Origin of the sequence: Brooklawnia cerclae (assembly GCF_011758645.1) — a bacterium.
GTDB classification, from domain to species: Bacteria; Actinomycetota; Actinomycetes; order Propionibacteriales; family Propionibacteriaceae; genus Brooklawnia; species Brooklawnia cerclae.
The window spans coordinates 2,854,347-2,868,642 of sequence record NZ_JAAMOZ010000001.1; the positions used below are offsets into that span (position 1 = coordinate 2,854,347).

Annotated in this window: 13 protein-coding genes; 11 read left to right on the top strand and 2 right to left on the bottom strand. The window is 69.4% G+C overall.

Annotated elements, in window-relative coordinates; translation table 11 throughout:
- Positions 1–3 precede the first annotated feature (3 nt).
- From phnC to FB473_RS13260, 9 genes are all read left to right on the top strand, one after another.
- Entirely contained in the window at positions 4–858 is an 855-nt protein-coding gene (gene phnC / locus FB473_RS13220) for a phosphonate ABC transporter ATP-binding protein (RefSeq protein WP_167168581.1), read from the top strand.
- Complete coding sequence (gene phnE / locus FB473_RS13225; protein WP_167168584.1) at positions 858–2,537, top strand: phosphonate ABC transporter, permease protein PhnE; 1,680 nt, start codon at positions 858–860, stop codon at positions 2,535–2,537. The genes phnC and phnE overlap by 1 nt, the downstream gene beginning before the upstream one ends.
- On the top strand, positions 2,537–3,238 hold the full coding sequence (locus FB473_RS13230; protein ID WP_167168588.1) for a GntR family transcriptional regulator: 702 nt from the start codon (positions 2,537–2,539) through the stop codon (positions 3,236–3,238). The genes phnE and FB473_RS13230 overlap by 1 nt, the downstream gene beginning before the upstream one ends.
- A gap of 221 nt (positions 3,239–3,459) precedes the next feature.
- Positions 3,460–3,906: a phosphonate C-P lyase system protein PhnG gene (locus tag FB473_RS13235; RefSeq protein ID WP_167168591.1), complete on the top strand. Its 447-nt coding sequence runs from the start codon at positions 3,460–3,462 to the stop codon at positions 3,904–3,906.
- Positions 3,906–4,487, top strand: coding sequence for a phosphonate C-P lyase system protein PhnH (gene phnH, locus FB473_RS13240; protein WP_167168594.1), 582 nt, complete (start codon positions 3,906–3,908; stop codon positions 4,485–4,487). The genes FB473_RS13235 and phnH overlap by 1 nt, the downstream gene beginning before the upstream one ends.
- Positions 4,484–5,686 (top strand): carbon-phosphorus lyase complex subunit PhnI, encoded by a 1,203-nt coding sequence (locus FB473_RS13245; RefSeq protein WP_167168597.1) that lies wholly within the window; start codon positions 4,484–4,486, stop codon positions 5,684–5,686. The genes phnH and FB473_RS13245 overlap by 4 nt, the downstream gene beginning before the upstream one ends.
- The gene (locus FB473_RS13250) at positions 5,679–7,454 is read left to right on the top strand and encodes an alpha-D-ribose 1-methylphosphonate 5-phosphate C-P-lyase PhnJ (RefSeq protein ID WP_167168600.1); all 1,776 of its coding nucleotides are present in this window, start codon (positions 5,679–5,681) and stop codon (positions 7,452–7,454) included. The genes FB473_RS13245 and FB473_RS13250 overlap by 8 nt, the downstream gene beginning before the upstream one ends.
- A gap of 9 nt (positions 7,455–7,463) precedes the next feature.
- Positions 7,464–8,237 (top strand): ATP-binding cassette domain-containing protein, encoded by a 774-nt coding sequence (locus FB473_RS13255; protein WP_167168603.1) that lies wholly within the window; start codon positions 7,464–7,466, stop codon positions 8,235–8,237.
- On the top strand, positions 8,234–9,448 hold the full coding sequence (locus FB473_RS13260; protein ID WP_167168605.1) for an alpha-D-ribose 1-methylphosphonate 5-triphosphate diphosphatase: 1,215 nt from the start codon (positions 8,234–8,236) through the stop codon (positions 9,446–9,448). The genes FB473_RS13255 and FB473_RS13260 overlap by 4 nt, the downstream gene beginning before the upstream one ends.
- A gap of 45 nt (positions 9,449–9,493) precedes the next feature.
- On the opposite strand, the gene FB473_RS13265 is transcribed toward FB473_RS13260, so the two are convergent.
- Positions 9,494–10,507, bottom strand: a complete 1,014-nt coding sequence (locus FB473_RS13265) for a LacI family DNA-binding transcriptional regulator (RefSeq protein WP_167168608.1) — start codon at positions 10,505–10,507, stop codon at positions 9,494–9,496.
- 173 nt (positions 10,508–10,680) lie between these two features.
- Between FB473_RS13265 and FB473_RS13270 the strand changes: the two genes are divergently transcribed.
- Positions 10,681–11,622 carry a dihydrodipicolinate synthase family protein gene (locus FB473_RS13270; protein WP_167168611.1) on the top strand — a complete coding sequence of 314 codons (942 nt, stop codon included), beginning with the start codon at positions 10,681–10,683 and terminating at the stop codon, positions 11,620–11,622.
- Between the two features lie 85 nt (positions 11,623–11,707).
- Here FB473_RS13270 and FB473_RS13275 read toward each other — a convergent pair whose 3' ends face one another.
- Positions 11,708–13,012 (bottom strand): Nramp family divalent metal transporter, encoded by a 1,305-nt coding sequence (locus tag FB473_RS13275; RefSeq protein WP_243863570.1) that lies wholly within the window; start codon positions 13,010–13,012, stop codon positions 11,708–11,710.
- A 272-nt stretch (positions 13,013–13,284) separates the two neighbouring features.
- Between FB473_RS13275 and FB473_RS13280 the strand changes: the two genes are divergently transcribed.
- Positions 13,285–14,217, top strand: a complete 933-nt coding sequence (locus FB473_RS13280; protein ID WP_167168614.1) for a 2-dehydropantoate 2-reductase — start codon at positions 13,285–13,287, stop codon at positions 14,215–14,217.
- Positions 14,218–14,296 lie beyond the last annotated feature (79 nt).

A 14,296-nucleotide genomic window follows, 5' to 3' on the forward strand; every position in this document is an offset into this window, starting at 1 on the left:
TCCATGACGCAGCAGATCTCCGAGCTACCCACGCCCGACGATTTCCCCGTCGTCTTCAACCAGGTGACCAAGCAGTTCTCCGAGACCGTGTTCGGTCTCGACCACGTGGACGCGCGGTTCGAGAGGGGGCGGACGACGGTGCTGCTCGGCCTGTCGGGTTCGGGGAAATCCACGATGCTGCGTCACATCAACGGATTGCATCGCCCGACCTCGGGCACCGTGCGCGTCCTGGGCACCGATGTCGGCTCCGCCTCGGAGCGTGAGCTGCGCGACTTGCGCAAGCAGATCGGCTTCATCTTCCAGCACTTCCATCTGGTCGGCCCCATGTCGGTGCTCGAGAACGTGTGCTCGGGACGCCTGGGCTCGCTCCGTGGCCCCCGGTTCTCGCTGCTCACCTATCCCCGGGCGGTGAAGAGCACCGCGATGGAGCAACTGGAACGCGTCGGGCTGGCAGACCGGGCGTTCCAGCGCGCCGACACCCTGTCGGGCGGCCAGCAGCAGCGGGTCGCCATCGCCCGGGCGCTGATCCAGCAGCCCAAGATCCTGCTCGCCGACGAGCCCGTCGCCTCGCTCGACCCCGTGTCGTCCGCCCAGGTTCTCGAGCTCATCACCCGCATCGCCCGCGAGGAACACCTGACCGTCATCTGCTCGCTGCACCAGGTGCAGACGGCCGTCGAGGTCGCCGACCACATCATCGGCCTGCAGTCCGGACGCAAGGTGCTCGACCGGCCGGGAGACAACATGACCAGCGAGGACGCCCTCCACGTCTACGACCGGGTCGCCGCGGTCTCCGACGACGAGGAACCAGCCGCCACCGGAACCGCCTCCCAGACCACGCCCACGGTGGCCAACGCCTGATGACCACCGCCATCAGCACCCTGCCGGCCACCTATCGGGCCGAGCTTCCCCAAGCCCCCCGCCCATCGGTGAACCAGATCGCCACGAGCACGATCATGGTGGTCCTGTTGATCGCGTCGATCTGGTCGGTCGTCTCCCTCGGCATCGACCCCACGTCCATGGCCCAGTCGCTCGACAACGCCCAGCGGTTCGTGGGCCGCATGTTCCCCCTCAGCTTCCCGCCGCTGGGCGACCTGGTCTCCCTCGTCCTGGAGACGCTGGCCATCGTCCTGCTGGCGACGGTGCTGGCTGTCGTGCTGTCGCTGCCGGTCGCACTGTTCGCCGCCTGGAACACCACCACGGGACGATTCGCCCGCGGCACCGCGCGCGCCATCATCGTCCTCGCCCGTGCCGTGCCCGACCTCGTGCTCGCGATCTTCTTCTTCCGTGTCTTCGGGCTCGGCGCCGTCCCGGGCATCCTCGCCATGGGCATCCACTCCGTGGGCATGGTCGGCAAGCTCTACGCGGACGCCATCGAATCGCTCGACAACGGCCCCCAGGAAGCCGTCCGTTCGGCCGGTGGCAGCCGCTGGCAAGGCATCTTCACCGCCGTCATCCCGCAGCTCATGCCCCAGATCATCGCCACCGCGCTGCACCGCTTCGACATCAACCTGCGCACCTCGGTGCTCCTCGGGTACGTCGGGGTCGGGGGCATCGGCCTGGCGATGTCGGACGCCCTCAACACGCTGAACTTCAAACGCGGCATGGCGCTCGCCCTCCTGGTCCTTCTGTTGTGCATCGCGACCGAGCTGGTCTCGGGGGCCATCCGGGCTGCCCTGATGAACTCGGGGGCCGGCAAGCGTGGGTTCGGGGAGCGGTTCCTCGACTCCCTGGCCCACCGCGATCCCTCCCCCGGCCGCCTGGATCCTCCCTGGAACGGCGCCCGGATCCTCCGCTTCGCGAACCTCGCGCTGGTCATGCTGGTCATCGCGGCGTCCACCCTCGAGGTGAACGTGTCGTGGCAGGCCGTGCGGGTCGGCCTGTCCAAGCTTCCCAACACACTCGGCCAGTTCTTCCCGCCCAACCTCGAGCCCGACATCGTCGCCGCGGTCGCCGGGCAGATGGTCGTGACGGTGCAGATCGGTCTGGCGGCCACGCTGCTCGGATCGGTCCTCGCGCTCCCGATCGGTGTCCTGGCCGCTCGGAACGTGGTCGCCAACAAGGCCCTCCACACGTTCTTCCGGGTCGTCATCGTCGTCGTCCGTGGCATACCCGAACTCATCCTGGCGATCATCTTCGTCGTCATCTCGGGTCTCGGCGGTGTGGCGGGCACCCTCGCACTGTCGATCGGTGCCGTCGGGCTGCTGTCCAAGCTCGTCGCCGACTCCCTGGAGGAGACCGACACCGGGGTGCAGGACGCGATCCGCGCCAACGGCGCGACCGGCGCCCAGGTGTTCTTCGCGGCAACGCTTCGCCAGGCGCTGCCCGCGTTCGTCGCGCACATCCTGTATCTGCTCGACGTCAACATCAGGTCCGCGACGCTGCTGGGCATCGTCGGGGCCGGGGGCGTCGGCTACCTCCTGCTCAATGCCAGCCGCGTGATCCGGTTCGACGTGGTGACCACGATCGTGCTCGCCATCCTGCTGGTCGTGCTGCTCGTGGAGGCTCTGAGCATCTGGGTACGGCGAATGGTGAGGTGATGATGGCTTCCACCCCCGAAAGCCTCGCCGACTCGCTCGCCTCGTCGATCGCCTGTCTGCAGCCGGGCACCCGGCTGCCGTCCGAACACGAACTGGCGGCCACCTGGGGCACCACGCGCGCGATGGTCCGCCGCGCGCTGGCCATCCTCGAGCGCCAATACCTCATCCGGCGGTTGCAGGGCAACGGCACCTTCGTTCACAAGCGCATCGACTACCTGATCTCCTCCGATCAGCTCCCCTCTCTGCACGCGACCGTCGAGGAGCAGGGGTCGACAGCGCGAACCTTCTCGCTGGGGCACACCACCACCCACGACCCCGAGGTGGCGGCCGCGCTGGAGCTCCCCGCGGACACGTCCGTGCACCTCATGACCCGCCTCGGCTACATCGACGACGTGCCGAGCGTGTACCTCGAGGAGTACCTCGATCCCGACCTCGACCAGGTGAGCGTGCCCGGCATGCACATCATCGAGTCGCTGGCCGAAGTCGCATTGGCGGCCGGATGGCAGCCGCGGCGCACCTGGTGTCGCATGACCGTCGACCAACCCCCCTACGCCGCTCGCGATCGGCTCGATCTGCGTCCCGAGCAGCAGACCTGGCTCGTGGAGTCGCTCACCATCGAGGCCGGATCCGGCCGTCCCCTGTGGTTCAGCCGCGTGTGGTCACGCATGGACATGGTGCGCATCGTCTGCAGACTCGCCTGATCTCCGAGAGAATCTGACGCCAGTTCGCATATTCCGCCACTGAATCGCCCACAACGGCATCCGGCGTCAGATTCTCTCGTGGTTTCCCGTCGCCTCAAGCAACCGGACCTCACATGATGCGTACCGGCGGCCCGGCACAGTGACAACCGGTTCGGGGGTTCGGCACCTGTTCACGGCCCGTTCACCACCGGGAAAGGGGGGTTTCCCGCGCGGAGGCTTAAGTGGATCACGTGATTGCCCTGCCACGACATGTCGCCGCCGGTCTCCTGGCCCGAACCCCCGCGAAGGTGCTGGCGCCCCTGGCCGACCGCATCCTCGCCTCCGCCGGCCCCGACGGCCTGGTGATCGTCAGGCCGCCTCGCGTCGGAACGATCGTCGTACAGGTGCGCGAGCCCCTCGCCGGCGACCGGTTCATCCTCGCCGATGCGGTGGCGACCAGTTGCGAAGTGCACCTCGACCAGGCCCGGGGCTGGGGCATACGGCTCGGCGAGGACCCTCGCGGGGCACTCGCCCAGGCGGTCTGCGAGGCCGAGCTGACGCGTCAGGGCGACCTGGAAGCCGAGATCGCCCACCTGCTCGACGACCGCCGCGACGAGCTGACGCGCGCTCGTGCGGCCGAATGGGAACGGCTACGACCCACCATCGTCCAATTCGAGGAGGTGTTGTGATGACCGCCGTCGAGCTCACCCCCGACACCGCACAACGGGTGTTCCGCCGTTGCCTGGAGGCCTTGGCTCATCCCGGGACGATCCTGGGCATGGGGTCCCTGGCCCCCGACCGTCCCGCGACGCACCTGCCGCTGCTCGCGCTCACCGACCTGATGGTCTCGGTCGCACCGCTCACCGCTGCGTCGCGGGACGCGGTTCACGGCATCGCGGCGCTCACCGGTGCACGCGTAGGCGACGTGGGCCGAGCACGGTTCGTCCTGGCCGACGAGACAGATCCGGCCGCCATGCGAGGCCTGCCGGTCGGCACCTCGCTGAGCCCACACGAAGGCGCCCTGCTCGTCCAGCGGACGACGACGCTGGACGCCGGCCTTCCCGTATGGCTGTCCGGTCCCGGGATCGACGGTTCCGTCACGATGTCGGCCGGCCTCGACCCACAGTGGTGGAGCGCTCGCGCCGAACTGTGCGCCGCTTTCCCCCGGGGCATCGACGTCCTGCTGGTCGACGATGCGGGACGCGTCGCCGGGCTCCCACGCACATCGCACGCATCGGTCGGGTCCGTCCCGGAAGGAGCATCGGCATGACCTACGCAGGCACCAACAAGGGAGGGACCTCGGCCATCGTGGCCGCCGAGCGGCTGCTCGACGACCCCGCCTTCCCCGCGGTCGACGATCCCGGTGAGCCGGTGACGCCCGAGCAGGTGATCGCCCAGTTCGCGCCGATGCTCGACCGCCTGCAGGGCGAGGCGGGCCTGTGGGACGCCCGCACCGCGGCCATCGCCTTCCTGCAGGCGGGCGGCGACCTGCCCGAGGCCGTCCATCTGTTGCGCGCCCATCGCTCGACGCTGCCGCGTCTCGCCTTCAGCGTGCCGGTCGACCCCGATCACGGCCAGCTTCTGCGCCGCATCGTCTCGGCGCACCGCAGCCCGGACGGGCCGCAGCTGCTCGGAGCGACCCCCGACTACACGGCCCGGCTGCTGCGCCGCGACGGGAGCGCCCCCCTGCTCCCGTTCGACGCGCCCGCCGACGCGAACCCGCTTCCCACCTCCGAGGAGCCCGATCGCATGCCGCAGCGCTACACCGAATACCTGCGGGCCAGGGACCTGCTGGCCGAGCGCCCGTCGGACCCCGACGACCCCGAGCCCTACGACCTGGCCCTCAACCCGATCCGGTTGCCCGCCGGTCGTTCAGCGATGCTCTCGGCGATGGCGCTCGGCGAGACCGGCGGCCTGGTGAACCTGTGGTACCGCTCGATCCTGGGCCCCGACGGCTACTCGGACGAGTCGATCACCCTGGGCGAGGTGCGCCACGTGCGGACGTCGATCGAGGTGACCCACCCGGTCACCGGCGAGCCGACCGACATCGGCGAACTGCGGTTCACCGAGTGCGAGACCGTCGCCCACCTGGACGAGCGCGGCGAGGATCCCTCCCGGTTCGAGGCCGGCTACGGGCTCGTCCTCGGGCACAACGAGCGCAAAGCGATCTCGATGTCGGCCATGGACCTGGCCGCGCACCGGCTGCATGACACCGAAGAGGGCACCGACCTTCAGCAGTTGCTCATGCACACCACCGACGGCCTCGCGTCCAACGGGTTCCTCGAACATCTCAAGCTGCCGCACTACGTCACCTTCCGGTCGATGCTCGACCGAGCGGAGGCCGCCCGCGAGGTGCAGACGGGCCACCGCACCGCCCCCTCACTCGCGGCGCCCACCGCACCCGGGCCCACCGCGACCCCGATCCGCGTCCATGCGGCCGGCGAACCCAAGGAGCATTCACATGCTTGACATCGACGGCCTGCTGAGCCGGGCCACCGCCGCGCAGCCCACGCGCCCGGTCGTCCTGGACGAGCAGGGCAAGCGCGAGGTGCGGCGAGCCGCGCTGAGCGCGGTGTGCGTCCCCGGGTTCCAGGTGCCGTTCGGCTCGCGCGAGATGCCGGTCGCCCGCGGCTGGGGGTCGGGCGGGTTGCAGGTCACCGTCTCCATCGGCGGGCAGGACGACACCGTCAAGGTGATCGACCAGGGCGACGAGGAGGGCGTGAACGCGGTCAACCTGCGCCGCCTCATCGTCGGCACCCTGGGGTGCGCCTCGTCCGGCGACACCCGGGAGGCGACGATCATCCAGTCGCGCCACCGCATCCCCGAGGACCGGCTGCGCCCCGACCAGATCATGGTGTTGCAGGTTCCGCAATCGGAGCCGCTGCGCCCGGTGGAACGCTCCATCACCGAGTGCAACCGGATGCATGCCGAGGCCGACTACTCGCGCATCTGGGTCGGCATGTACGAGGACCTGGTCACCGGCGGGGTCGTCAACGCCGCCGCGGGCTACCCCGTGATGGTAGGCGGCCGTTACCTCATGGCGCCCTCACCGATCCCCCGCTGGGACATCCCGCGTCTGGGCGGCGACCAGCTCACCATCCTGTGTCACGGCCGCGACAAGAAGCTGTACGCCGTCCCGCCACACACCCCCGTCGAGCCGGTCACGTTCGACGACGTCCCGTTCGAGGTGGAACACACGGGTGAGACCTGCATCCTGTGCGGGTCGACCGACACGTACATGGTGCAGACCCGCGACGGATCGTTCCTGTGCTCCGACACCGAGTGGTGCAACCGGGTGCGCACCGGCGACGTGGACACCGCCGATCACCGGGCGCTCGCCCCCACGCGCTGGTATCCCGATCCCTCCCGCCGCGTCCGGGCGACCGCCACCGCGTTGCGGGGCCGCGACGACCTCGCCCACGGGGCAGCCGCGTCGGCGACCGCGCCGGGCGAGGAGTGGACGCTGGCGGTCGAGCACCTGGGCAAGGTCTACCCCGCGCGTCCCGGTTCCACAGCCGTGCGGGCGGTGCACGACGTCAGTTTCGACGTCGCACCCGGCGAGGCTCTGGGTGTCATCGGTGAATCGGGCTCGGGCAAGTCGACGGTCATGAAGTGCATCATCGGCGAGGAGGTCGACGCCACCGGTGTCGTCCGGCTGGCCGCGATGGACCAGGGCCGCACGAACGTGCTCGGGTTGGACGCCTCCGCGCGCCGCCAGTTGCGCATCAGCACGCTGTCGGTCGTCCACCAGGACCCCGCGATGGGCCTCGACCTGCGCATCTCGGCCGGTGGAAACATCGCGGACGCGCTGACCGCGGCCGGGTGGCGGTCGTACCACGACATCCGGCGCCGGGCGGCCGCCCTGCTCGACCGGGTCGAGGTGCCGATGGGACGAATGGACGACGTGGTGCGCCAGTTCTCGGGTGGCATGCGCCAGCGCGTCCAGATCGCCAAGGCATTGGCCAACGATCCTGACGTGCTGCTGCTGGACGAACCGACGACCGGCCTGGACGCGTCGGTGGCGGCCGGCGTCCTCGACCTGCTGCGCGAGCTGGTCGCCGAGCGGAGCATCGCCGTGGTCGTGGTGTCGCACGACTTCGCGGTGATCAGCGCGCTGACCGACCGGGCGATCGTCATGCACCAGGGCGAGACCATCGAGACCGGCCTGACCGACCAGCTGTTCGCCGACCCGCACCACCCGTACACCCAGCGGCTCGTCGCGGCCGCCACCCACTGAGGAGAACATGTGACCCCGATCCTCGAGGTGGAACACCTCCACAAGTCCTTCACGCTGCACGCGGTGGGGGGACGCCGGGTCGTGTCGCTCGCCGATGTCGGCCTGCACGTCGACCGCGGTGAGCACGTGGCGCTCGCCGGCGCGTCCGGCGCGGGCAAGTCGAGCCTGCTGCGGTGCATCTACCGCACCTACCTGCCCGACGCCGGCGTCGTCCGGCTGCACACCAGCACCGGCCCGGTGGAGCTGACGTCCCTGTCGGATCGGCGCATGGCCGCGATCCGGGGACGAGAGCTCGGCTACGTCTCGCAGTTCCTGGCCGCCCCACCCCGCACGGGGCCGCTCCAGCTCGTGACAACCGCGGCGAAGCGCCGGGGGCTCGACGGCCCGGACGCCACGGACGCCGCCGCCGCCTCGCTGCACAAACTCGGCCTGGCCGAGAACCTGTGGGACATCGACTGCCACGTGCTGTCGGGTGGCGAGCGCCAGCGCGTGAACCTCGCGGCCGGCACCGTGAGCCCACCCCGGCTGCTGCTGCTGGACGAGCCCGTCTCGGCGCTCGATCCGGCCAACCGCGAGAAGGCCCTGCTCCTCATCGAGGAGCTCCGGAGCCAGGACGTCTCCGTGCTGGCGGTCTACCATGACATGACGATCATCGCCCGACTCGCCAGCCGCGTCCTCGTGATGGCCGACGGCCGCATCGTCGCCGACGACTCGCCCCACAACGTGCTGGCCGCGCACCACGCCGCTCTCACCGAGCACCTGCTGGAGGAGACCCCCGCATGAGCGAACCCTGGCCCCTCGATTCGAACCCGGCCGACTACGACCTCCTGGACGTGCGAGCCGTCCTCGGCGACCGCGTCCTGGAGAACGCTCGCGTCATCGTCCGCGACGGCCGGATCGCCGCCGTCGAGCCCATGTCCGCCGCCTTCGCCGCGGTTGGACGGGTCCCCGGGACGACTCGCGTGCCCCGGCTGCGCGGGCACGGCCTGTTCGTCGCGCCCGGGCTCATCGACACGCACTCGGACGCGCTGGAGCGCGAGAAGCGTCCCCGCCCCACGGCCGAACTGCCGTGGGAGTTCGCGATCGTCTCACTGGAGGGACGCGCCGTCGGGGCGGGGGTCACCACGATGTTCCACGGGGCGGGCTTCCAGAACAAGGAGAGCCACAAGGTCACCCGCACCCCAGGCCGTGCCCTGGAGCTTGCCGGGGTGGTGGACGCCGCCCCCGCGCAGCGCATCGATCACCGCGTCCTCCACCGGCTCGACATCCTCTCGGACGAGGGCGCGGCCGCGCTGGGACGACGGCTCGAATCCCTCGCGGACGCCTCGCCCGCGCCGCTGGTCAGCTTCGAGGACCACACCCCGGGGCAGGGCCAGTACACCGACCCCGAGCCGCTCAAGTCGTACTGGGTGGGCATGGAGGCGGTCTCCGCCGAGGAGGCCGACGCCCGGATCGCCCAGCTGATGGAACGCGCCGAGAAGTTCGCCCCGACGGCTGAGGCGAACACGGCCTGGCTCGGCGGCCTGGCCACCGACGGCCGGATCCGGTTGCTCGGCCACGATCCCGACTCGGCCGAGATGATCGCCCACCTCGTCTCGCTCCACTGCGTGGCGGCGGAGTTCCCGGTGAACCTGGAGGCCGCGCGGGCGGCACGCGCGGCGGGTCTGCTGATCGTCGGTGGCGCCCCGAACCTGCTGCGCGGCGGCTCCCACACCAACAACGTCGCCGCCGCCGATCTGCTGCGCGAGGGCCTGCTCGACGTGCTGTCGTCCGACTACCTGCCTTCCGCGCTGCTCGCCGCGGCGTTCCGCGCTGCCGACGACCAGATCACCGACCTGCCACACGCGATCGGCCTGGTCACCAGCGGCCCGGCGCGGCTCGCCGGGCTGGACGACCGGGGACGGCTGGCCGAGGGGCTGCGCGCCGACCTCGTGGTGGTCGACGCGTCGGGACGCTACCCGCGCGTCGCGACGACCCTGACGGCCCAACGGTAGAAGGGGGCGGACGCAGCGGTGTCTCCCCGCGCGGGAGGGCCCGGGTCAATCTGTGGTGTGTGCGCTGGACGCGCGAGGAATCAGACTGGGCAGAATGCGATGGATCCCCTGCTCGCGGCGCCCCGACAGCACGTCCAGAGCAGTCGCGGCGATCTGGTCGAACGGGACGCGGACGGATGTCAGCGGAACCGGAAGGCGTTGCGCGAGCGGGATGTCGTTATAGCCGACGAGGGAGAAGTCGCGTCCGGGCGTCAGCCCCGCCCTGTAGCCGGCCGACATCACGCCGACCGCCAAGTTGTCGTTCGCAGCGAAGATCGCCGTAGGACGAGACGCCGCGTCCAGGGCAAGAAGCGCCTCGCCACCGGACACACCGCTGTCGATCCCGTATCCGCCAAACACGACAAGACGCGGGTCGATGTCGATTCCCGCCTCGTCCAGGGCCCTCTTGGCCCCGGCAAGCCGATCGTTGGCGGTAGAGGTGAACTTCGGACCGAAGACTAGGCCTATCCGCCGATGCCCGAGATCGACGAGATGGCGGACAGCCGCATAGCCGCCGTAGTCGTCGTCGCCGAGCACCGAGGCGCTGACTCCGTCGGTGCGCAGGACGAGCACGTGAGCGATCGCGCGTTCCCTGAGGGATGCGGGCAAGGTGTCATCGACCCGGGCCGTGGCGAGGATCACTCCGTCCACGTCGCGATCGAGGAGTCGCTGGGTGGCGGCGTGCTCCTGCTCGGGGTCGTCGCCGCTGATCGCCACCACAGCGAATTGCCCGCGCTGACGCGCCGTACGCTCGATCGCCTCGAACATCGCGGCCATCACCGTGTCCGTGAGACGCGGGACGAGGACCCCGATCGTCGATGTCTCCCCCCGCCTCAAGCCCGCGGCCATGGCGTTGCGCCGGTACCCCAGCTGGTCGGCCGTCTCACGCACCCGCTGGGCGGTGGGCGTGTGGGATGCCCTGCCGCGATCGTCCAGGACGCGGCTGGCCGTCGACAGTGACACCCCTGCGGCATCCGCGACGTCGCGCAACGTGACTCGCCGAGCCTGCTCCGATGCCATGTCCGCCTCCCGTCGACCTGAGCCCTAGCCATCTTGGCACCCCCGGCCCGACCGCGCAGGGACGGACACGTTCGTCCCTGTCCGGTCTTGACATTCGGAGCGGTGTGATCCACAGTTGGAATCGTTCCCGGGAACGATTCCATGAGGTTCCACCACTCGACGAGGAGACCGCAATGCCCATTGATCTCAAAGGCCTGGTTCCTGCCCCCGTAACCCCGTTCACACGCGACGGTGACATCGATATCGCCGCCATCCACCGCCTCGGCTCCTGGCTGGGCTCCTTCGACGGAGTCAAGGGCCTGGTCGTCCTGGGCCACGCCGGTGAGGGGACATTCTGCACCGCCGACGAACAGGTCCAGGTGATCGAGGAGTACGTAGCCTCGACCAACGGACGGGTTCCCGTCATCGCCGGCATCACGGGCGAGGGCACCAAGGTGGCGGTCGCGGAGGCCCGCCGCGCCGTGGCCGCCGGCGCCAAGGCCGGACTCATCTACCCCTCGCACGGCTGGCTGCGATTCGGCTTCCAGAAGGGCGCCCCGCAGGATCGATACAAGGCGATCTACCAGGAGGCCGGCCTCGACTGCATCCTGTTCCAGTACCCCGATGTGACGAAGTGCTCCTACGACCTCGACACTCAGCTCGAGATCGCCGGCCAGGAGGGTGTCTTCTGGACGAAGAACGGCGTGCGCAACATGAAGCGATGGGACACCGAGATCCCGGCCCTGCGCGAGGCCTACCCCGACCTCACCATCCTGTCGTGCCATGACGAATACCTGCTCCATACGATCATGGACGTCGACGGCCTGCTCGTCGGCTACGGCAACATCGCCCCCGAGCTCCTGCTGGAGTTGATCGCCGCGGGCAGGGCCCAGGACTGGCCCGCGGCGAAAGCCGTCCACAACCGGATGTTCCCGGTGACGCAGAACGTGTACCACCGCGGCTCCCACATGGAGGGCACCGTGTGCCTGAAGGAGGCGCTGGTCCATCGCGGTGTCCTGGAACACGCCACGGTCCGCTCGCCGCTCCTGCCGTTGGCTCCGGGGGCACACGACGAGATCGCCGCCGCGCTCGACAAGGCTGGTCTCGGTCTGGCCAGGATCCCGGCGACCGTCTGAGTTGTCGAGATCCGACCCCTTCCGACAGAAGTGGCCCGGGCGGCGGAGATGCCGTCCGGGCCACTTCTTCATCGAGGACGACTTCCTACAGCTTCGCAAGGATCTCCTGCGTGATCAGCTGGTAGTCCATGAGGAGGATCACCACCAGGCCGATCACGCCGAGCACGTTCTGCCACCACGTGTTCTTCAGATCGCCCATCAACCGGGCGTTGTTGCCCAGGATGAAGAGCAAGACGCCCAGCAGAGGCGCGATCAACACCGTGAGGGCCTGGGCGAGGATGATCATCTGCACCGGGTTCTTCCCGCTGGTGGCGATGGTGACCGCGACACCGACGGCGAGGACGATGAGCACGCCGATCCTGACGGAGGTGGACGAGACCTTGTTGCCTTTGCCAAGGCCGTCCGACAGCAGGGTCCCACCGGCGGTGGCGTTGGCCACCATGGCCGAGAATGCCGCCCCGAAGAAGCCCAGTGAGAAGATGAGCGGCCCACCGGGGAAACTGATGACCTTGGCCAGGGATGCGATCTCCGTCCCCGACTTGATCTCCGTCCCGTAGAAGACGGCCGCTGCGGCGCAGATGACCAGCGCCGTCATGATGCCGGGGGCCACGATGCCCGGGACGGTGTCGGCGAGCGTGGTCTCCTCGTACTGATCGCGTCTCAGGCCCCGCTCCTTGGATGCGTAGCCGGCATAGAAGGCCGCATTGAGGGAGAAGTTCGTGCCCACCAGCGCGATGAGCAGCAGACCGGCACTGGCCGGGACCGACGGGACGAGGCCGGCTGCGGCGGCGCCCCAGTCGGGTTTGACCACGACGGCGGTGATGACGAACGATGTGGCCATCACGGCGACGATCACGAGTATGAGCTTCTCGATCACCTTGTAGGCCGAGCGGAAGAAGACGATAGCCACGACGACCGCTGTACAGACGATCGTCCCGACGACCGCGACCGTGAACGGGCCGCTCCTCCCCGAGGTGTCGATCCCGAGGGAGGAACCGATCAGCGAGATCGCCTGGCCCGCTCCGATGGCGTTGCCGACGGAGAAGCACAACGTGATGCCGAAGACACCCAGGCCAGCGGCCACACCGAACGGCTTACCCAGCGTCTCCTTGATCGTCTGGACCACGGAGCCCGACGACCTGACGCCGACGCGGATGCTCATGTCGGCGAAAGTGAGCATCAACACGACCGACACGGCGATCACCCAGACCAGACCGTAGTTGTAGCGGCTGCCGGCCTGGATCGCCGAGACCAGGTTGCCCGGGCCGAACTGCCAGGCGCCGACGACGAAGCCCGGCCCCATCAGGGCCAGCATTCTCAGCGCCTTGTTCTTCTGTGGAGTCTGCTTCGGCGTGGGCGCGGTGGGCGCCTTCGCCGTGATTTCGCTCATGGGACCATCCTTCTTCGGCTCCGCCATCCGGGCGGAGGTGACTGCGCTGTCGCCTGATCAGTCGACGGACGAGGAGTTCGGCAAAAGGTTGGCCGTATCCCTCGCGTCTTTAGGGAACGTTACGGAGATCGTTTCCGAGAACGTTTCCATCTCATGATGAACCCGGGACGACGCCTTTGTCCAGACCCCGTCGCTCGACTCGGCCGACTCGAAGTAAGGTTTCCCCAGTCGGAATGGCCGTGCAGCGGCTGCCGGTCGGAAACGGAGGAACGATGAAGTTCGCGATCATCGGAGCCGGTGGGCTGGGCGGCTACTTCGGGGCCAAGCTGGCCGCGGCCGGGCACGACGTGGGGTTCGTCGTACGGGGACGCACACTCGGCGCGCTGCGCACCGGCGGCCTGCATGTCATCGGCGAGTCACAGATAGATCTGCCCACGGTGACCGCCACGGACGACGCCGATGACATCGGCCCCGTCGATGCCGTGCTCCTCACCGTCAAGACGTGGCAGCTACCCGAGGTCGTCTACCACCTCGACCGGCTCGTCGGGCCCTCGACCCTCGTCCTGACCATGCAGAACGGAATCCGGACGCCGGAACAGGTGGCGGAACTGGTCGGACGCGAGCACGTCGCCCCGGCCATCGTCCGGGTGTACGCGAAGATCGATCGTCCCGGGCGCATCGACCACATGGGTGGGCCCGGCACCGTCACCACCAGCACCTGGGACACCACCGGCACTCCGCAGATCGAGGCGGTGCGAGCCGCCTTCGAGGCCTCCGGGATCGGCAGCCCGCGAGTGGACGACATCTGGGTCGATCTGTGGGAGAAGGCGGTCTACATGATCCCCTACGGGCTCCTCGGCGCACTGTCGGGCCTGCCCGTCGGCGGGCTGCGCACGACGCTGCGTGCCGAGTTCGCGGCGACCATGGCGGAGGTCGCCGCGGTGGGACGGGCCCGCGGCGTCGCGCTGTCCGGCGATGTCGTCGAGCGGACGCTGGGGTTCGCCGACTCGATGCCGGCCCAGGCGACCTCCTCGATGCAGCGTGACCTGCTGGAGGGCCGTCCCTCCGAACTCGAGGCGCTCGGAGGCGACATCGTCCGATCAGGACGCGAGACCGGCGTCCCCGTGCCACGTCACGAACTCCTGTACTCCGTGCTGTCGCTGTGGGAGGCGATCGCGCGGCAGACCCCGGGCGCGGGCCGGTAGTCCCGTTCGGGGGTTGCCGACGAGAACTGGGATCTCGATCCTCACCCCGACGGCGTGTCGTCCCGACACTCCGCGAGCC

Excerpts from the sequence above, each read along its gene's own strand:
- FB473_RS13260 (WP_167168605.1), top strand. The coding sequence starts at position 8,234 with ATGAGCGAACCCTGGCCCCTCGATTCGAACCCGGCCGACTACGACCTC.
- FB473_RS13265 (WP_167168608.1), bottom strand. The coding sequence starts at position 10,507 with ATGGCATCGGAGCAGGCTCGGCGAGTCACGTTGCGCGACGTCGCGGAT.
- FB473_RS13245 (WP_167168597.1), top strand. The coding sequence starts at position 4,484 with ATGACCTACGCAGGCACCAACAAGGGAGGGACCTCGGCCATCGTGGCC.
- phnH (WP_167168594.1), top strand. The coding sequence starts at position 3,906 with ATGACCGCCGTCGAGCTCACCCCCGACACCGCACAACGGGTGTTCCGC.
- FB473_RS13275 (WP_243863570.1), bottom strand. The coding sequence starts at position 13,012 with ATGAGCGAAATCACGGCGAAGGCGCCCACCGCGCCCACGCCGAAGCAG.
- FB473_RS13280 (WP_167168614.1), top strand. The coding sequence starts at position 13,285 with ATGAAGTTCGCGATCATCGGAGCCGGTGGGCTGGGCGGCTACTTCGGG.
- phnC (WP_167168581.1), top strand. The coding sequence starts at position 4 with ATGACGCAGCAGATCTCCGAGCTACCCACGCCCGACGATTTCCCCGTC.
- FB473_RS13250 (WP_167168600.1), top strand. The coding sequence starts at position 5,679 with ATGCTTGACATCGACGGCCTGCTGAGCCGGGCCACCGCCGCGCAGCCC.
- FB473_RS13270 (WP_167168611.1), top strand. The coding sequence starts at position 10,681 with ATGCCCATTGATCTCAAAGGCCTGGTTCCTGCCCCCGTAACCCCGTTC.
- FB473_RS13230 (WP_167168588.1), top strand. The coding sequence starts at position 2,537 with ATGATGGCTTCCACCCCCGAAAGCCTCGCCGACTCGCTCGCCTCGTCG.
- phnE (WP_167168584.1), top strand. The coding sequence starts at position 858 with ATGACCACCGCCATCAGCACCCTGCCGGCCACCTATCGGGCCGAGCTT.